The following is a 15,892-nucleotide window of genomic DNA, read 5'->3' as shown; positions in this document are numbered from 1 at the left end:
AGAACCGATTTTTCGTGTTTCTTATACTAATTATGCAATTGGAGCGCTAAATGAGCTTTTTCATCTCTCCCGCTTTCGCGGATGCTGCTGCACCGGCTGCCGGTCCTGCGGGCACCGGCTTTGAGTGGATCTTCCTGGTCGGCTTCCTGGTCATCTTCTATCTGATGATCTGGCGTCCACAGGCCAAGCGCGCCAAAGAGCAGAAAAACCTGCTCAGCAACCTGCAGAAGGGCGACGAAGTCGTTACCACTGGCGGTATCGCTGGCAAGATCAACAAGGTGACCGACGATTTCGTGGTGATCGAGGTTTCCGACACTGTCGAGCTGAAAATCCAGAAGGGCGCTATCGCTGCCACTCTGCCAAAGGGCACCCTGAAAGCGATCTGAGTACCATCTTTTACCAATCGACGGGGCGCGCAAGGCGCCCCGCGTTCTAAGCGGGCGGCGTGATGCTGAACAAATACCCTCTGTGGAAATACGTACTGATCCTGGCGGTGCTGGCGATCGGTTTCATTTATTCCGCACCCAATCTCTACCCTGACGACTCGGCTATCCAGATCAGCGGCGCGAGTACTGCGTTGCAGGTCAGTCAGGCGGATCTGGACCGTGCAGGCAAGGCTCTTGCCGATGCAGGTATCGCGGTCAAGGCCTCTTCTCTGGCTGAGAATGGCAAGGGCGGTTTGTTGCGTCTGAGCAAGCAGGAAGATCAGTTGCCAGCCAAGGATGTGGTGCGCAAGGCTTTGGGTGATGACTATGTCGTCGCACTCAACCTGGCCCGTACTACCCCGACATGGTTGCGTAACCTGGGCGCAAGCCCGATGAAGCTGGGTCTGGACCTTTCCGGTGGTGTGCACTTCCTGCTGGAAGTGGACATGGACAAGGCCATCGATGCTCGCCTGAAAGTCTATGAAGGCGAAGTCAAAACCCTGTTGCGCAAGGAAAAGGTGCGTTATCGCAGCCTTCCACAGGTCAATAACGTCATTCAGTTGGGTTTCACCGACGATGCCGAGCGTGAACAGGCCCGTGCCCTGGTCCGCAAGACCTTCACCGATTTCGATATCACGCCTGCCGAGTTGAACGGTATTCCTGTTCTGCGTCTGGCGCTGACAGCCGTCAAGCTGGCTGAAATTCGCGATTACTCCATCAAGCAGAACTTGACCACCGTACGTAACCGGGTCAACGAGCTGGGTGTTGCCGAGCCTCTGGTTCAGCGCCAGGGCGCCAACCGTATCGTGGTTGAGCTGCCGGGCGTGCAGGATACTGCCGAAGCCAAGCGTATTCTCGGCAAGACGGCCAACCTGGAGTTCCGTCTGGGCGCAGGTCCTGATGACTCCAAAGGCACGACCGAGATGTTCGAATTCCGCGAAGGCGGACGTCCGGCAGCAGCGGTCGAGCGTGGTCTGATCATTACCGGCGACCAGGTGACTGACGCCAAGGCGAGCTTTGACGAGCACGGCCGTCCACAGGTGAACATCAACCTCGATGGTCACGGTGGCGAGCTGATGAGCCGCGCAACTCGCAGTAACGTGGGTCGCAGCATGGCGGTGATCTTCATCGAGCAGCGTCCGGTCACGACCTATGTGAAGCAGACGGTCGATGGCGTCGAGAAAGACGTGCCGGTGCAGACTTTCAAGGAAGACAAGAAGATCATCAGTCTGGCGACCATTCAGTCGCCACTGGGCAGCCAGTTCCGGATCACCGGTCTGAACGGCCAGGGTGAGTCCTCCGAGCTGGCGCTGTTGCTGCGCGCCGGTGGTCTGGCGGCACCGATGTACTTCGCTGAAGAGCGCACCATCGGCCCGAGCCTGGGTGCCGACAACATCACCAAGGGTATCGATGCTTCCCTGTGGGGCATGCTGTTCGTTTCGCTGTTCATCATGGCGATCTACCGTTTCTTCGGTCTGATCGCGACGGTCGCCCTGGCCTTCAACATGGTCATGCTGCTGGCGCTGATGTCTCTGCTGGGGGCAACGCTGACCCTGCCGGGTATTGCCGGTATCGTTCTGACCATGGGTATGGCGGTGGATGCCAACGTGCTGATCTTCTCGCGTATTCGTGAGGAAATCGCCAATGGCATGAGCGTGCAGCGTGCAATCAACGAAGGTTTCGATCGTGCCTACACGGCGATCCTCGACGCCAACCTGACGACGCTGCTGGTCGGCGGCATTCTCTTTGCGATGGGCACCGGCCCTGTCAAAGGGTTTGCGGTGACCATGTCGCTCGGGATCTTTACCTCGATGTTCACGGCCATCATGGTGACCCGCGCAATGGTCAACCTGATCTACGGCGGTCGTGACTTCAAGAAGTTGTGGATTTAAGGGGCTGCCATGTTACGTACCATCAACTTCATGGGCGTTCGCAATGTTGCGTTCGCCATTACCATGCTCCTTACCGCACTGGCGCTGTTCAGCTGGTTCCATAAAGGGCTTAACTTCGGTCTGGACTTCACCGGCGGTACGCTGATCGAGCTGACCTACGAGCGTCCTGCGGATCTGGGCAAGGTGCGTGAGGAACTGGCTTCGGCCGGCTTCCACGAGGCCGTGGTGCAGAGCTTCGGCGCGACCACCGACTTGCTGGTGCGCATGCCGGGTGAAGACCCGCAGCTGGGTACTCAGGTAGCCGATGCGCTGCGCAAGGCGGGTGCCGATAACCCGGCGACCGTCAAGCGTGTCGAGTTCGTCGGCCCGCAGGTCGGTGAAGAGCTGCGTGACCAGGGCGGTATCGGCATGTTGCTGGCCCTGGGTGGCGTTCTGATCTATCTGGCGTTCCGCTTCCAGTGGAAGTTCGCGGTCGGTGCGATCATTTCCCTGATTCACGACGTGGTCGTGACCATGGGTATCCTGTCGTTCTTCCAGATCACGTTCGATCTGACGGTTCTTGCGGCGGTGCTGGCGATCATCGGTTACTCGCTCAACGACACCATTGTCGTGTTCGACCGGGTCCGTGAAAACTTCCGCCTGCTGCGCAAGGCTTCGCTGATCGAGAACATCAACATCTCCACCACACAGACATTGCTGCGCACCATCGCGACTTCGGTCTCGACGCTGCTGGCAATCATTGCGTTGTGGGCGTTCGGTGGCGATAGCCTGGAAGGCTTCTCCATCGCGTTGTTCATCGGTGTTCTGGCGGGTACTTACTCGTCGATCTACATCGCCAACGTGATGCTGATCTGGCTGAACCTGACCACCGAGGATCTGATTCCTCCGGTTGTCACCGAGAAGGCAGATGATTTGCCTTGATGCACTCCTTCTGTAGGAGCGAATTCATTCGCGAATGCCTCTGATGCCTGGGTGATCGGGAATGTTCGCGGATGAATCCGCTCCTACGGAAAATGTAAAAATGAAAAGGCGCGAGTTCGGAACTCGCGCCTTTTTTTATGCTCCAAGGCTTGGTAGTGCGTAGGAAAGAATCTACGCGATCGTAGGTCAGGAGGTTCAAAGTGAACAAGTCTCTGCTTGTTGGTGCTGTGTTGGGTGCTGCTGTCGTTACCGCTGGTGGCGCTGTTGCCACCTACAGCCTGGTCAAGGGCGGCCCAGAGTATGCAGATGTGTTGGCCGTCGAGCCGATCAAGGAACAAATCAAGACCCCTCGTGAGGTCTGCAAGGATGTAGCCGTTACCCATCGTGCTCCGGTCAAGGACGAGCATCAGATCGTGGGTAGCGTGATCGGTGCAGTGGCGGGTGGCTTGCTCGGTAACCAGGTTGGCGGCGGTAACGGCAAGAAGATTGCCACGGTCGCCGGTGCGGTAGGCGGTGGTTATGCGGGTAACAAGGTTCAGGAAGGCATGCAGAACCGCGATACCTACACCACGACTGAAACGCGTTGCAATACCGTCAACGATATCAGCGACAAGGTCGTGGGCTACAACGTGAAGTACAAGTTGAACGAGAAGGTTGGACAGGTCCGTATGGCCAATGACCCGGGTAGTCAGATCCCTGTGGACAAGAATGGTCAGCTGATTCTGAGCCAGGCTGCTCAATAAGCCATAACATCCTGTGGGAGCAATCGGGCGGTGATCCGCTGATTCGCGAATAAATTCGCTCCCGCAGGCAGTAGGCAACAGGCATAAAAAAACCGGCGAAAGCCGGTTTTTTTACATCTGCCATTCAGCGTTTCAGCGAAGGCGGCAGGTGTGGGGCGATGGCGGTCAGGACTGCCTTGAAGCATTTGGTGTTACCGGCAACGATATGGCCTTTCTCCAGGAAGTCGTGACCGCCTGTGAAGTCGCTGACCAGGCCGCCTGCTTCCTGAATCAGCAGTGCGCCCGCTGCCATGTCCCACTCGGACAGGCCCGATTCCCAGAATGCATCGAAGCGACCGGCTGCAACATAAGCCAGGTCCAGGCTGGCGGCGCCTGCGCGGCGGATGCCGGCGGTCTGGCCGACCAGGCTGCGGAACATACCCAGGTAGTTTTCCAGGCCATCCATTTGCTCGTCGCGGAACGGGAAGCCGGTACCCAGCAGTGCGCCTTCAAGGCTCTTGCGCTGGCTGACGCGCAGGCGACGACCGTTCAGAGCGGCGCCACGGCCACGGCTGGCGGTGAATTCTTCCTGGCGAACCGGGTCGAGAACCACGGCGTGCTCAAGGCGACCGCGGTATTTGCAGGCGATGCTGACGGCGAAGTGGGGGATGCCACGAACGAAGTTGGTGGTGCCGTCCAGCGGGTCGATGATCCACAGGTAATCGGCGCCTTCGCCGCTGCCTGCGTGCAGGCCGCTTTCTTCGCCGAGGATGCCGTGGGTAGGGTAAGCCTTGCGCAGGGCGGTGATGATGCTCTGCTCGGCGGCACGGTCGATTTCCGTGACGTAGTCTTTGGCTTCTTTTTCGTCAACCTTGATGGTATCCAAGCGCTCGATGGAGCGGAAAATCAATTCGCTGGCGCTGCGGGCGGCGCGCAGCGCGATATTCAGCATGGGCTGCATGGACAATTCACCTAAGGTTGTTAAAGAGAGCCGGGTATTCTATGGGTTAAGTCGAATTATTTCCAGCCCTGGCATTGTCGTCCCGATCAGGTTTTACGATTTTCCGTGGTTGCGCCTCTGTAAGGTTCATGGCGTTAATGAGGCAGGTTCTGTAAGATTTGCACCCCTTAATTTTGTCGGTGAGCGCTCGCTTTGCTGCAGAACATTCGTGTTGTCCTGGTCGGCACTACCCATCCCGGAAATATCGGTGGGGCTGCGCGTGCCATGAAAAACATGGGGCTTTCGCGCCTGGTACTGGTCGAGCCGCGTGTGTTCCCGTCTCCCGAGGCCGATGCGCGAGCGTCGGGTGCTGGCGATATTCTTGAAGGCGCGCAGGTCGTGGCGACCCTTGAAGAAGCGCTAGTGGGTTGCAGTCTGGTGCTGGGCACCAGTGCCCGTGATCGCAGTCTTCCCTGGCCAATGCTCGACCCGCGTGAGTCTGGTGTGAAGGTCGTCGAGCAGGCCGGGCAGGGCGCCGAGGTTGCGCTGGTCTTCGGTCGCGAGCATGCCGGCCTGACCAACGAAGAGCTGCAACGTTGTCATTACCACGTCCATATCCCGTCGGACCCTGTATTCAGTTCGCTCAATCTGGCGGCTGCGGTTCAGGTGCTGGCCTACGAAGTGCGCATGTCCTGGCTGGCTGCGCAGGAGTCGACGACAGCTCCAGTCGCAGCGGAGCGTAATGCCGAGCTGGCGACCATGGATGAGATGGAGGGCTTCTATGGTCATCTGGAAGCGGCGCTGGTGGACATCGCCTTTCTTGATCCCGAAAAGCCCCGTCATCTGATGGCGCGGCTGCGTCGTCTGTATGGTCGTAGCGAGGTGGAGCGCTCCGAGCTGAGCATTCTGCGTGGCATCCTCACCGAGACCCAGAAAGTGGCTCGCGGTGAACCTTATAAGCGAAAGGATCAATGATGTTCGAACGTCTGCGCGAAGATATCCAAAGTGTTTTTCATCGTGATCCGGCTGCGCGTAACGCTTTTGATGTGCTGACCTGCTACCCGGGCATGCATGCCATCTGGCTGCACCGGCTGGCGCACATTCTGTGGCGCCAAGGCTGGAAGTGGCTGGCGCGGATGGTGTCCAACTTCGGGCGCTGGATGACCGGCATCGAAATACATCCGGGTGCGCGCATCGGTCGTCGTTTCTTCATTGATCACGGCATGGGTATCGTGATCGGCGAAACGGCCGAGATCGGCAACGATGTCACGCTCTATCAGGGTGTGACCCTGGGTGGCACCAGTTGGAATGCAGGCAAGCGTCACCCGACTCTTGAGGATGGCGTCGTGGTCGGAGCGGGTGCCAAGGTGCTTGGGCCGTTCACGGTGGGCGCGGGTGCCAAGATCGGCTCCAATGCAGTCGTCACCAAGGCTGTGCCGGCGGGGGCGACGGCGGTGGGGATTCCGGGGCGCATCATCGTCAAATCAGATGACGAAGCAGAGGCGCGTCGCAAGGCGATGGCCGAGAAGCTGGGTTTCGACGCCTACGGCGTCAGTGCGGACATGCCGGACCCGGTTGCGCGGGCCATTGGCCAGTTGCTCGATCACCTGCAAGCTGTGGATGCCCGTCTGGAAGACATGGGCGGCGCTCTGGGGCGTCTTGGCAGCGATTACTGCGCCAAGGAGCTGCCCAAGCTGCATGATGAGGTTTTCGATTGCGTTAAGGACAAGAGCGAAGAGAAAGTCGGCTAGGGCTTGCTGAATATGGAGGCGTGTCAATGCGACGCGCCTTTGCTATGATACCGCCCGCTATTTTGGCTAATCCCGACTGTTTCACTAGGTCTAATAGTTGACTTAAATACTCGGGAATAGCATACTCGCTCCCATTCCGAACCTCTGCGGTACACGCCATGCGACTGACTACAAAAGGCCGATACGCTGTAACAGCAATGCTTGACCTGGCATTGCATGCGCAGCACGGGCCAGTGTCTCTGGCCGATATCTCTGAGCGGCAAGGCATTTCCCTGTCTTACCTTGAGCAATTGTTCGCCAAGCTGCGCCGCAGTAATCTGGTATCGAGCGTGCGTGGTCCTGGTGGTGGTTACCAGTTGTCCCGCGACATGCAGGGTATCCAGGTTGCCCAGGTCGTCGATGCGGTCAATGAGTCGGTCGATGCCACTCGTTGCCAGGGGCTGGGTGATTGCCATGCCGGTGATACCTGCCTGACCCACCACCTGTGGTGCGACCTCAGCCAGCAGATTCATGAATTTTTAAGCGGTATCAGCTTGGCGGATCTTGTCACTCGCCGTGAGGTGCAGGAAGTCGCCCAGCGCCAGGACATGCGCCGCAGTAATAACAATGCGTCGCAGCTGGGTAAGATTGAAACGTCCGCCGTCGAATGAACGCAGATGAATGAGCGGTGCGCCTGCCTGATAGGAGAGATTCAATGAAGTTGCCGATTTACCTCGATTACTCTGCGACCACGCCGGTCGATCCGCGCGTAGCGCAGAAAATGATGGATTGCCTGCTGGTTGACGGAAACTTCGGTAACCCGGCTTCCCGCTCCCACGTATTTGGCTGGAAGGCCGAAGAATCCGTCGAAAACGCCCGCCGTCAGGTTGCTGATCTGGTCAACGCCGATCCGCGCGAAATCGTCTGGACCTCCGGTGCCACCGAGTCCGACAACCTGGCCATCAAGGGTGTAGCGCATTTCTACGCCACCAAGGGCAAGCACATCATCACCTCCAAGGTCGAGCACAAAGCCGTTCTCGACACCACGCGCCAACTGGAGCGTGAAGGTTTTGAAGTGACTTACATCGAGCCGGGCGAAGACGGCCTGATCACGCCGGCCATGATCGAAGCTGCCCTGCGCGACGACACCATCCTGGTTTCGATCATGCATGTGAACAACGAGATCGGCACCATCAACGACATCGCTGCCATCGGTGAACTGACCCGTTCGCGTGGCGTGTTGTTCCATGTCGATGGTGCTCAGTCCACCGGCAAGGTTGAAATCGATCTGGCCAGCCTCAAGGTTGACCTGATGTCGTTCTCGGCCCACAAGACCTACGGTCCAAAGGGTATCGGCGCGCTGTACGTGAGCCGCAAGCCGCGTGTTCGCCTCGAAGCGACCATGCACGGTGGCGGTCACGAGCGTGGCATGCGTTCCGGTACGCTGGCGACTCACCAGATCGTCGGCATGGGCGAAGCTTTCCGTATCGCCAAGGAAGAGATGGCGAGCGAGAACGTTCGCATCAAGGCCCTGAGCGACCGCTTCTTCAAGCAGGTCGAAGATCTGGAAGAGCTGTACGTCAATGGCAGCCTGACTGCTCGCGTACCGCACAACCTGAACCTGAGCTTCAACTATGTCGAAGGCGAGTCGCTGATCATGGCGCTCAAGGATCTGGCGGTTTCGTCCGGTTCGGCCTGTACGTCGGCATCGCTTGAACCTTCGTACGTGCTACGCGCCCTTGGTCGTAATGACGAACTGGCACATAGCTCGATACGCTTCACTTTCGGTCGCTTCACGACTGAAGAAGAGATTGACTACGCCGCGCAGAAAGTCTGCGAGGCTGTTACCAAGCTGCGCGCTCTTTCGCCGCTGTGGGACATGTTCAAAGATGGCGTCGATATCTCCAAGATCGAGTGGGCGGCGCACTAATTTAAAGTCGCCGCCACACAGGCCGGGAGCAACCCCGTTGACCGGCCTGTAGAGCGACTCCCTGATGTGAGAGGAACATAATCATGGCTTACAGCGAAAAGGTCATCGACCACTACGAGAACCCGCGCAACGTCGGCAAGATGAGCGCGGAAGATCCTGATGTTGGCACCGGCATGGTCGGCGCTCCGGCTTGCGGCGACGTGATGCGTCTGCAGATCAAGGTCAATGAGCAAGGTGTCATCGAAGACGCCAAGTTCAAGACTTACGGCTGCGGCTCCGCCATCGCTTCCAGCTCCCTGGCGACCGAGTGGATGAAGGGCAAGACTCTGGATGAAGCAGAGACCATCAAGAACACTCAGCTGGCTGAAGAGCTTGCTCTGCCTCCGGTAAAGATTCACTGCTCGGTGCTCGCGGAAGACGCCATCAAGGCGGCCGTTCGTGACTACAAGCAGAAGAAAGGCTTGCTGTAAGAAGCGGTCTTTTCAGAGAAAGCTGGCGACAAGAAAGGAGTTCCGATGGCTATCAGCATGACAGAAGCTGCCGCTAACCACGTACGTCGTTCCCTCGACGGGCGCGGCAAAGGTGATGGCATTCGTCTTGGGGTTCGTACCACAGGCTGTTCAGGTCTTGCCTATGTACTCGAGTTCGTTGACGAGGCGGGCACCGAGGACAGCGTGTTCGAACTGCATGGCGTCAAGGTGATTATCGACCCGAAAAGCCTGGTCTACCTCGACGGCACCGAACTCGATTTCGTCCGTGAAGGTTTGAACGAAGGTTTCAAGTTCAATAACCCCAATTCGCGCGGTGAGTGCGGCTGCGGCGAAAGCTTCAACGTCTGAGGCTTTTATCCGTGGGTACTCCTTGTCACTTCGCCCTGTTCGACCTCAAGCCCGATTTTCGTCTTGATCTCGACCAGTTGGCGACGCGCTATCGTGAGCTGGCGCGCAGCGTACATCCAGACCGTTTTGCTGACGCCAACGAGCGTGAGCAGCGTCTGGCGCTTGAGCATTCCGCCCGCCTCAACGAGGCCTATCAGACTCTCAAGAGCGCCCCGAAACGAGCGCGTTACCTGTTGGTCATGAAAGGCGATGAGGTGCCGCTGGAAGTCACTGTCCACGATCCCGATTTTCTTCTGCAGCAGATGCAATGGCGCGAAGAGCTGGAGGATCTGCAGGATGAGGCTGATCTGGCGGGTGTCGCGGTCTTCAAGCGCCGCCTCAAAAGCGCTCAGGATGAACTGAACGAAAGCTTCGCCGCCTGTTGGGACGATGCTGCACAGCGCGAGCACGCCGAACGGCTGATGCGGCGTATGCAGTTCCTCGACAAGCTTTCCTACGAAGTGCGCCAGCTGGAAGAGCGCCTCGACGATTAACCCCGTGCCGCCCCGGCCGCACGCCTGTGATTATTCAGAAAAGCATGGCCTTACTGCAGATCGCTGAACCCGGGCAAAGTCCTAAACCGCACCAGCGTCGTCTGGCTGTCGGTATTGACCTGGGCACTACCAATTCGCTGGTGGCTGCATTGCGCAGCGGCCTTTCCGAGCCCCTTGCCGATGCCGACGGGCAGATCATTCTGCCGTCTGCGGTGCGCTATCACGCCGATCGCGTCGAGGTCGGGCTGTCGGCCAAGGCGGCTGCCTCTGTCGATCCGTTCAATACCGTGCTGTCGGTCAAACGTCTCATGGGGCGCGGCCTCAGTGACGTGAAGCAACTGGGCGAGCAATTGCCTTACCGCTTTGTCGAGGGCGAGTCGCACATGCCGTTCATTGACACCGTCCAGGGGCCGAAAAGCCCGGTGGAAGTGTCGGCGGATATTCTCAAGGTGCTGCGTCAGCGTGCCGAAGCTACGTTGGGTGGTGATCTGGTGGGTGCGGTCATTACCGTGCCGGCCTATTTCGACGATGCCCAGCGCCAGGCCACCAAAGATGCCGCCAGACTGGCCGGCCTCAATGTGCTGCGCCTGCTCAACGAGCCGACGGCTGCTGCGGTTGCCTATGGTCTGGACCAGAAAGCCGAAGGTGTAGTCGCCATTTACGACCTGGGCGGCGGTACGTTCGATATTTCCATTCTGCGCCTGACTGGCGGTGTCTTCGAAGTACTGGCCACGGGCGGCGATACGGCATTGGGTGGCGATGATTTCGACCACGCGATTGCCAGCTGGATTGTTGCTGATGCCGGCCTGTCCGCCAGCCTTGATCCTTCCGTGCAGCGCAGCCTGTTGCAGACCGCCTGCGCGGCGAAAGAAGCCCTGACCGATGCCGAATCGGTCGAAGTGGCTCATGGCGACTGGCGTGGCGTGCTGACACGTGATGCCTTCAATGCGCTGATCGAGCCGATGGTTGCTCGCAGCCTCAAGGCTTGCCGTCGTGCGGTGCGCGATTCGAATATCGAGATTGAAGAAGTCGAAGCCGTGGTCATGGTCGGTGGTTCGACCCGTGTGCCGCGTGTTCGCGAAGCTGTGGCCGAGTTGTTCGGTCGCCAGCCGCTGACCCGGATCGATCCTGATCAGGTGGTTGCTATTGGCGCTGCGGTCCAGGCCGATACCCTGGCTGGCAACAAGACAGATGGCGAAGCCCTGTTGTTGCTGGATGTGATTCCGCTTTCCCTTGGGCTTGAAACCATGGGCGGCCTGATGGAGAAGGTGATTCCGCGCAACACCACCATTCCCGTGGCCCGCGCTCAGGATTTCACCACGTACAAGGATGGCCAGTCGGCCATGATGATTCATGTCCTGCAGGGCGAGCGTGAGCTGATCAGCGATTGCCGCTCCCTGGCGCGCTTCGAGCTGCGCGGTATTCCGCCGATGGTGGCCGGTGCTGCGAAAATTCGTGTCACCTTCCAGGTGGATGCGGATGGCCTGCTCAGCGTGTCTGCCCGTGAACTGGGCTCGGGGATCGAGTCGAGCATTCAGGTCAAGCCGTCCTATGGCCTGACCGATGGCGAAATTACCCGGATGCTCAAGGATTCGTTCGAGTACGCCGGTGACGACAAGGTCGCCCGGGTACTGCGTGAACAGCAGGTTGACGCCCGACGCCTTGTGGAGGCGGTCGAGGCCGCACTTGCAGTCGATGGCGACAGCCTGCTCGATGCCGAAGAGCGGATGGTGATCGACCTGCAACTGACAGAATTGCGTGAATTGATGCAAGGCACCGATGGCCCGGCCATCGAGCAGCAGACCCGGCGTCTGTCGCAGGTGACCGATGCATTTGCTGCCCGACGCATGAATTCGACGGTGAAAGCCGCACTCGCGGGGCGCAACCTGAATGATATTGAGGAATAGCTGATGCCGCAGGTGATTTTTCTGCCCCATGCCGAGCATTGCCCGGACGGGTTGGTTGTAGAGGTGGAGCCCGGTACGTCTATTCTTGAAATCGCTCACGATAACCATATCGAGATCGAGAGTGCGTGCGGCGGCGTCTGTGCCTGCACGACGTGTCACTGCATCATCCGCGAGGGTTTCAACTCGCTGAACGAGGCGGATGAGCTGGAAGAAGATATGCTGGACAAGGCTTGGGGGCTGGAAGTGCATTCGCGCCTGTCCTGTCAGGCAATCGTCGGAAATGAAGACCTCACCGTTGAAATTCCGAAGTATTCGCTCAACCATGCCGCCGAAGCGCCGCATTGATTCAAGGAACGCTCATGAGTCTGAAATGGGTCGATGTGCTGGAAATCGCGATTCAGTTGTCTGAAACCAGGCCTGATGTCGATCCGCGCTATGTGAATTTCGTCGATCTTCGCAACTGGGTAGCTGCGCTGCCAGGGTTCGACGACGAGCTCAATCGTGGCGGGGAAAAGGTCCTGGAAGCCATTCAGGCGGCCTGGATCGAAGAAGCTGACTGAACCTGTAACGCAAGCAGTTAGGCAATACACCAGAACCCGCGTATAATTCGCGGGTTTAATTTTTCGCTTTAATCATTGTTTCTGGAGTTTCACATGGCTGTTCAACGTACTTTCTCCATCATCAAGCCTGACGCCGTTGCTAAAAACGTAATCGGCGAGATCACCACTCGTTTCGAAAAAGCCGGTCTGCGCGTTGTCGCTTCCAAGCTGAAGCAACTGTCCAAGGCTGAAGCTGAAGGTTTCTACGCTGAGCACAGCGCTCGTGGTTTCTTCGGCGACCTGGTTGCTTTCATGATCTCCGGTCCTGTCGTTGTTCAGGTTCTGGAAGGCGAAAACGCTATCGCTCTGAACCGTGAGCTGATGGGCGCTACCAACCCTAAAGAAGCTGCTCCAGGCACCATCCGCGCTGACTTCGCTGACTCCATCGACGCCAACGCTGTTCACGGCTCGGACTCCGAAGCTGCTGCCGCTCGCGAAATCTCGTACTTCTTCGCAGCTACAGAAGTAACCGCTCGCTAAGTCCTGCCGACTAACGAGTGAAGGGTGAATTCATGATTGCAACGACTGGTAAAACCAACCTCCTGGGCCTTACTCAGCAGGAAATGGAGAAATTCTTCGACTCTATCGGGGAGAAGCGCTTCCGTGCCGGTCAGGTCATGAAGTGGATTCACCACTTTGGCGTCGATGATTTCGACGCCATGACCAACGTCAGCAAGGCATTGCGCGAAAAGCTCAAGGCCTGTTCCGAAATACGTGGTCCTGAAGTCGTCAGCGAGGACATCTCCAGCGATGGCACCCGTAAATGGGTGGTGCGCGTAGAGTCCGGCAGCTGCGTCGAAACCGTTTATATCCCCCAGGGCAAGCGCGGCACCTTGTGTGTTTCGTCCCAGGCGGGCTGTGCCCTGGATTGCAGTTTCTGCTCCACCGGCAAGCAAGGCTTCAACAGCAACCTGACCGCTGCCGAAGTCATCGGCCAGGTCTGGATTGCCAACAAATCCTTTGGCAGTGTCCCGGCAACCGTCGACCGTGCCATCACCAACGTGGTGATGATGGGCATGGGTGAGCCACTGCTGAACTTCGACAATGTCATTGCCGCCATGCATCTGATGATGGATGACCTGGGGTATGGCATTTCCAAGCGCCGTGTGACGTTGTCCACGTCTGGCGTGGTGCCGATGATCGATGAGCTGTCAAAGCACATCGACGTTTCGCTGGCCCTGTCGCTGCATGCGCCTAACGACGCACTGCGCAACCAGTTGGTGCCGCTGAACAAGAAGTATCCCCTGAGCGTCCTGCTCGACTCCTGCCGCCGCTACATGTCCAGTCTGGGCGAGAAGCGCGTGCTGACCGTCGAGTACACACTGCTCAAGGACGTCAACGACAAGGTCGAGCACGCCATCGAGATGATCGAGCTGCTCAAGGACACCCCTTGCAAGATCAACCTGATCCCGTTCAACCCGTTCCCGCACTCCGGTTACGAGCGTCCGAGCAACAATGCGATCCGTCGTTTCCAGGATCTGTTGCATCAGGCTGGCTATAACGTCACTGTGCGTACCACCCGTGGCGAGGACATCGATGCTGCCTGCGGCCAACTGGTCGGGCAGGTGATGGACCGCACGCGCCGCAGTGAACGCTATATTGCAGTGCGTGAGCTCAATGCCGAGGCCGATGCGGCTCCAAACGCTGGCGCTCGAAACTGACCGAGAGGGACTCCATGTCTGTGCGTGCCTTGCTGTTGTCATGCTTTGTTATGTTGCTGGTAGGGTGCGTTTCGACAGGGCATGTCGATCCACTCAAGACACCGCAAGGGCGTGATGAAGCTCGCAAGGCATACGTGCAGCTGGGGCTGGGTTATTTCCAGCAGGGCCAGACCGAACGCGCCAAGGTGCCGCTGAAGAAGGCGCTGGAACTCGACAGTTCCGACCCTGACGCCAATGCCGCGCTGGCGCTGGTGTTTCAGGTCGAGATGGAGCCTGAACTGGCCGATCAGCACTTTCGCAAGGCGTTGTCTTCAAGCAACAACGATGCTCGAATCGTCAACAATTACGGCAGTTTCCTTTACGAGCAGAAGCGCTATCAGGAAGCTTACGAACGTTTCCAGCAGGCTGCCGCAGACAACCTGTATCCTGAGCGGTCACGGGTCTTTGAAAGCCTGGGCATGACCGCCCTGAAGCTGAACAAGCGCGAGGAAGCTCGCGAGCATTTCACCAAGGCACTGCGTCTTGACCGTCAACAGCCACGTTCCTTGCTGGAAATGGCTGAGTTGTCTTACGAAGACGGGCATTATGTGCCGTCGCGTGACTACTACGACCGTTTCAGCCAACTCAGCGAGCAGAATGCGCGTAGCCTGCTGCTCGGCATTCGATTGGCCAAGGTCTATGACGACCGTAACAAGGCGGCCAGTTTTGGCCTGCAACTCAAAAGACTCTATCCCGGTACGCCGGAATATCAGCAATACCTGTCGGAGCAATGATGAAAGCGGCGCATCCCGAAGTTGTAGCAACCACTCGCTCTAACCCTGGTGAGACCTTGCGTCAGGCCCGTGAGAGCAAAAACTGGTCGCTGCCAGATGTGGCTTTGAGGCTGAACCTCACCGTGTCTTCCCTGACTCATCTCGAGAACGGGAATTTTGACAAGCTACCCGGACATACCTTCGCCCGTGGGTATGTGCGTGCCTACGCCAAACTGCTGGAGCTGGATCAGGCCGCGCTGGTCGATCAGTTCGATCAGTACACCGGCACCGATGGCAAGGGCAGTTCTGTCCATGCGCTGGGCCGTATCGAAGAGCCTGTGCGCCTTTCCCACAATATCCTGCGCATCGTCAGCCTGTTATTGCTGGTGGTTCTTGTCGGTGGCGGCTTTTTCTGGTGGCAGGATCAGACGTCCATGCGCGGCAAGGATCAGGCCGGCCTGAGCATGGAGCACGTCGAGGTCGAAAGCGCTGATGGCACCACCCAGATTCATCCACTGGACGAGTCAGAGGAGCAGGCCGCTGCCGAAAGCAGCAAGGCTGGCAATGAGTCGCCACTGCCTCTGACCCCGAGCGCTCCGACCGAAGTGCCTGCCACTGCACCTGTTGCACCTGCTCCGGTTGTGACGGCGCCGGCTGCTGCCCCGAGCGCTCCGGCAACGGCTCCAGCGCCTACTGCACCTGCCGTTGCCGCGACGCACACTCCGTCTGTCGCGCCGGTTGCGCCTGCCGTGCCTTCGACTCCTGCCGAGTCCGTCGAATCTGCACCGATTCCTGCAGGTTCGGGCCAGATCAAGCTGCAATTTACCGCCGATTGCTGGACTCAGGTCACCGATGGCAATGGCAAGGTTTTGATGAGCGGCCTCAAGCGCAAGGGTGATAGTCTGGACGTCACTGGCCGTCCACCACTGACCTTGCGTCTGGGTTACGCCCGTGGTGCACAAGTCAGTTATAACGGTGAGCCTGTAGACGTAGCTCCCTTTACCAGCGGCGAAACTGCTCGCCTGAAACTAGGGCAATAAG

General features: G+C 58.4%; 19 protein-coding genes. 18 read left to right on the top strand and 1 reads right to left on the bottom strand.

Going from position 1 to position 15,892, the window contains the following annotated elements:
- Window positions 1-50 precede the first annotated feature (50 nt).
- The 4 genes from yajC (at window position 51) to K5D32_RS14490 (ending at window position 3,981) form a co-directional block, all read left to right on the top strand.
- The gene (gene yajC / locus K5D32_RS14505; protein WP_025258825.1) at window positions 51-386 is read left to right on the top strand and encodes a preprotein translocase subunit YajC; all 336 of its coding nucleotides are present in this window, start codon (window positions 51-53) and stop codon (window positions 384-386) included.
- A 62-nt stretch (window positions 387-448) separates the two neighbouring features.
- A complete protein-coding gene (gene secD, locus K5D32_RS14500) occupies window positions 449-2,317 on the top strand; it encodes a protein translocase subunit SecD (protein WP_221578670.1) in 1,869 nt (622 codons plus the stop codon).
- 9 nt (window positions 2,318-2,326) lie between these two features.
- Window positions 2,327-3,238 (top strand): protein translocase subunit SecF, encoded by a 912-nt coding sequence (secF, locus tag K5D32_RS14495; RefSeq protein ID WP_122320920.1) that lies wholly within the window; start codon window positions 2,327-2,329, stop codon window positions 3,236-3,238.
- 200 nt (window positions 3,239-3,438) lie between these two features.
- On the top strand, window positions 3,439-3,981 hold the full coding sequence (locus tag K5D32_RS14490) for a glycine zipper 2TM domain-containing protein (protein WP_025258828.1): 543 nt from the start codon (window positions 3,439-3,441) through the stop codon (window positions 3,979-3,981).
- A 124-nt stretch (window positions 3,982-4,105) separates the two neighbouring features.
- On the opposite strand, the gene suhB is transcribed toward K5D32_RS14490, so the two are convergent.
- Window positions 4,106-4,921, bottom strand: coding sequence for an inositol-phosphate phosphatase (suhB, locus tag K5D32_RS14485; protein ID WP_025258829.1), 816 nt, complete (start codon window positions 4,919-4,921; stop codon window positions 4,106-4,108).
- 192 nt (window positions 4,922-5,113) lie between these two features.
- On the opposite strand from suhB, the gene trmJ reads away from it, so the two are divergent.
- From trmJ to K5D32_RS14415, 14 genes are all read left to right on the top strand, one after another.
- Entirely contained in the window at window positions 5,114-5,875 is a 762-nt protein-coding gene (gene trmJ, locus K5D32_RS14480) for a tRNA (cytosine(32)/uridine(32)-2'-O)-methyltransferase TrmJ (RefSeq protein WP_221600721.1), read from the top strand.
- Window positions 5,875-6,651: a serine O-acetyltransferase gene (gene cysE, locus K5D32_RS14475; protein ID WP_221593667.1), complete on the top strand. Its 777-nt coding sequence runs from the start codon at window positions 5,875-5,877 to the stop codon at window positions 6,649-6,651. Before trmJ ends, cysE begins: the two co-directional genes overlap by 1 nt.
- A 158-nt stretch (window positions 6,652-6,809) precedes the next feature.
- Window positions 6,810-7,301 carry a Fe-S cluster assembly transcriptional regulator IscR gene (iscR, locus tag K5D32_RS14470; protein ID WP_025258832.1) on the top strand — a complete coding sequence of 164 codons (492 nt, stop codon included), beginning with the start codon at window positions 6,810-6,812 and terminating at the stop codon, window positions 7,299-7,301.
- A gap of 44 nt (window positions 7,302-7,345) precedes the next feature.
- Window positions 7,346-8,560, top strand: coding sequence for an IscS subfamily cysteine desulfurase (locus tag K5D32_RS14465; RefSeq protein ID WP_198726899.1), 1,215 nt, complete (start codon window positions 7,346-7,348; stop codon window positions 8,558-8,560).
- An 83-nt stretch (window positions 8,561-8,643) separates the two neighbouring features.
- Window positions 8,644-9,030, top strand: a complete 387-nt coding sequence (iscU, locus tag K5D32_RS14460; protein ID WP_221600719.1) for a Fe-S cluster assembly scaffold IscU — start codon at window positions 8,644-8,646, stop codon at window positions 9,028-9,030.
- A 45-nt stretch (window positions 9,031-9,075) separates the two neighbouring features.
- Window positions 9,076-9,399: an iron-sulfur cluster assembly protein IscA gene (iscA, locus tag K5D32_RS14455; protein WP_025258834.1), complete on the top strand. Its 324-nt coding sequence runs from the start codon at window positions 9,076-9,078 to the stop codon at window positions 9,397-9,399.
- Window positions 9,400-9,410: 11 nt separating this feature from the next.
- Window positions 9,411-9,932: a co-chaperone HscB gene (gene hscB, locus K5D32_RS14450; protein ID WP_221600717.1), complete on the top strand. Its 522-nt coding sequence runs from the start codon at window positions 9,411-9,413 to the stop codon at window positions 9,930-9,932.
- A 44-nt stretch (window positions 9,933-9,976) separates the two neighbouring features.
- Window positions 9,977-11,839: a Fe-S protein assembly chaperone HscA gene (hscA, locus tag K5D32_RS14445; protein ID WP_221600715.1), complete on the top strand. Its 1,863-nt coding sequence runs from the start codon at window positions 9,977-9,979 to the stop codon at window positions 11,837-11,839.
- Between the two features lie 3 nt (window positions 11,840-11,842).
- Window positions 11,843-12,184 (top strand): ISC system 2Fe-2S type ferredoxin, encoded by a 342-nt coding sequence (gene fdx, locus K5D32_RS14440; RefSeq protein ID WP_025258837.1) that lies wholly within the window; start codon window positions 11,843-11,845, stop codon window positions 12,182-12,184.
- Window positions 12,185-12,198: 14 nt separating this feature from the next.
- Complete coding sequence (gene iscX, locus K5D32_RS14435) at window positions 12,199-12,399, top strand: Fe-S cluster assembly protein IscX (RefSeq protein ID WP_221578666.1); 201 nt, start codon at window positions 12,199-12,201, stop codon at window positions 12,397-12,399.
- A 93-nt stretch (window positions 12,400-12,492) separates the two neighbouring features.
- Window positions 12,493-12,918 (top strand): nucleoside-diphosphate kinase, encoded by a 426-nt coding sequence (ndk, locus tag K5D32_RS14430; RefSeq protein WP_025258839.1) that lies wholly within the window; start codon window positions 12,493-12,495, stop codon window positions 12,916-12,918.
- 32 nt (window positions 12,919-12,950) lie between these two features.
- A complete protein-coding gene (gene rlmN / locus K5D32_RS14425) occupies window positions 12,951-14,099 on the top strand; it encodes a 23S rRNA (adenine(2503)-C(2))-methyltransferase RlmN (RefSeq protein WP_198726909.1) in 1,149 nt (382 codons plus the stop codon).
- A 14-nt stretch (window positions 14,100-14,113) separates the two neighbouring features.
- On the top strand, window positions 14,114-14,872 hold the full coding sequence (gene pilW, locus K5D32_RS14420) for a type IV pilus biogenesis/stability protein PilW (RefSeq protein WP_198726910.1): 759 nt from the start codon (window positions 14,114-14,116) through the stop codon (window positions 14,870-14,872).
- Window positions 14,872-15,891: a RodZ family helix-turn-helix domain-containing protein gene (locus K5D32_RS14415; protein WP_221600713.1), complete on the top strand. Its 1,020-nt coding sequence runs from the start codon at window positions 14,872-14,874 to the stop codon at window positions 15,889-15,891. The genes pilW and K5D32_RS14415 overlap by 1 nt, the downstream gene beginning before the upstream one ends.
- Window position 15,892: the final 1 nt, after the last annotated feature.

The sequence above is a fragment of the Pseudomonas cichorii genome (genome assembly GCF_019719005.1).
Taxonomy (GTDB): domain Bacteria; phylum Pseudomonadota; class Gammaproteobacteria; order Pseudomonadales; family Pseudomonadaceae; genus Aquipseudomonas; species Aquipseudomonas cichorii_E.
This window is presented reverse-complemented; position numbering and strand designations above follow the sequence as displayed.

What these genes read in the sequence shown, in the direction of transcription:
- iscA (WP_025258834.1), top strand. Translation starts at nt 9,076, where the DNA reads ATGGCTATCAGCATGACAGAAGCTGCCGCTAACCACGTACGTCGTTCC.
- K5D32_RS14415 (WP_221600713.1), top strand. Translation starts at nt 14,872, where the DNA reads ATGAAAGCGGCGCATCCCGAAGTTGTAGCAACCACTCGCTCTAACCCT.
- ndk (WP_025258839.1), top strand. Translation starts at nt 12,493, where the DNA reads ATGGCTGTTCAACGTACTTTCTCCATCATCAAGCCTGACGCCGTTGCT.
- iscU (WP_221600719.1), top strand. Translation starts at nt 8,644, where the DNA reads ATGGCTTACAGCGAAAAGGTCATCGACCACTACGAGAACCCGCGCAAC.
- secF (WP_122320920.1), top strand. Translation starts at nt 2,327, where the DNA reads ATGTTACGTACCATCAACTTCATGGGCGTTCGCAATGTTGCGTTCGCC.
- yajC (WP_025258825.1), top strand. Translation starts at nt 51, where the DNA reads ATGAGCTTTTTCATCTCTCCCGCTTTCGCGGATGCTGCTGCACCGGCT.
- fdx (WP_025258837.1), top strand. Translation starts at nt 11,843, where the DNA reads ATGCCGCAGGTGATTTTTCTGCCCCATGCCGAGCATTGCCCGGACGGG.
- pilW (WP_198726910.1), top strand. Translation starts at nt 14,114, where the DNA reads ATGTCTGTGCGTGCCTTGCTGTTGTCATGCTTTGTTATGTTGCTGGTA.
- cysE (WP_221593667.1), top strand. Translation starts at nt 5,875, where the DNA reads ATGTTCGAACGTCTGCGCGAAGATATCCAAAGTGTTTTTCATCGTGAT.
- iscX (WP_221578666.1), top strand. Translation starts at nt 12,199, where the DNA reads ATGAGTCTGAAATGGGTCGATGTGCTGGAAATCGCGATTCAGTTGTCT.
- iscR (WP_025258832.1), top strand. Translation starts at nt 6,810, where the DNA reads ATGCGACTGACTACAAAAGGCCGATACGCTGTAACAGCAATGCTTGAC.
- suhB (WP_025258829.1), bottom strand. Translation starts at nt 4,921, where the DNA reads ATGCAGCCCATGCTGAATATCGCGCTGCGCGCCGCCCGCAGCGCCAGC.
- rlmN (WP_198726909.1), top strand. Translation starts at nt 12,951, where the DNA reads ATGATTGCAACGACTGGTAAAACCAACCTCCTGGGCCTTACTCAGCAG.
- hscA (WP_221600715.1), top strand. Translation starts at nt 9,977, where the DNA reads ATGGCCTTACTGCAGATCGCTGAACCCGGGCAAAGTCCTAAACCGCAC.
- secD (WP_221578670.1), top strand. Translation starts at nt 449, where the DNA reads ATGCTGAACAAATACCCTCTGTGGAAATACGTACTGATCCTGGCGGTG.
- K5D32_RS14465 (WP_198726899.1), top strand. Translation starts at nt 7,346, where the DNA reads ATGAAGTTGCCGATTTACCTCGATTACTCTGCGACCACGCCGGTCGAT.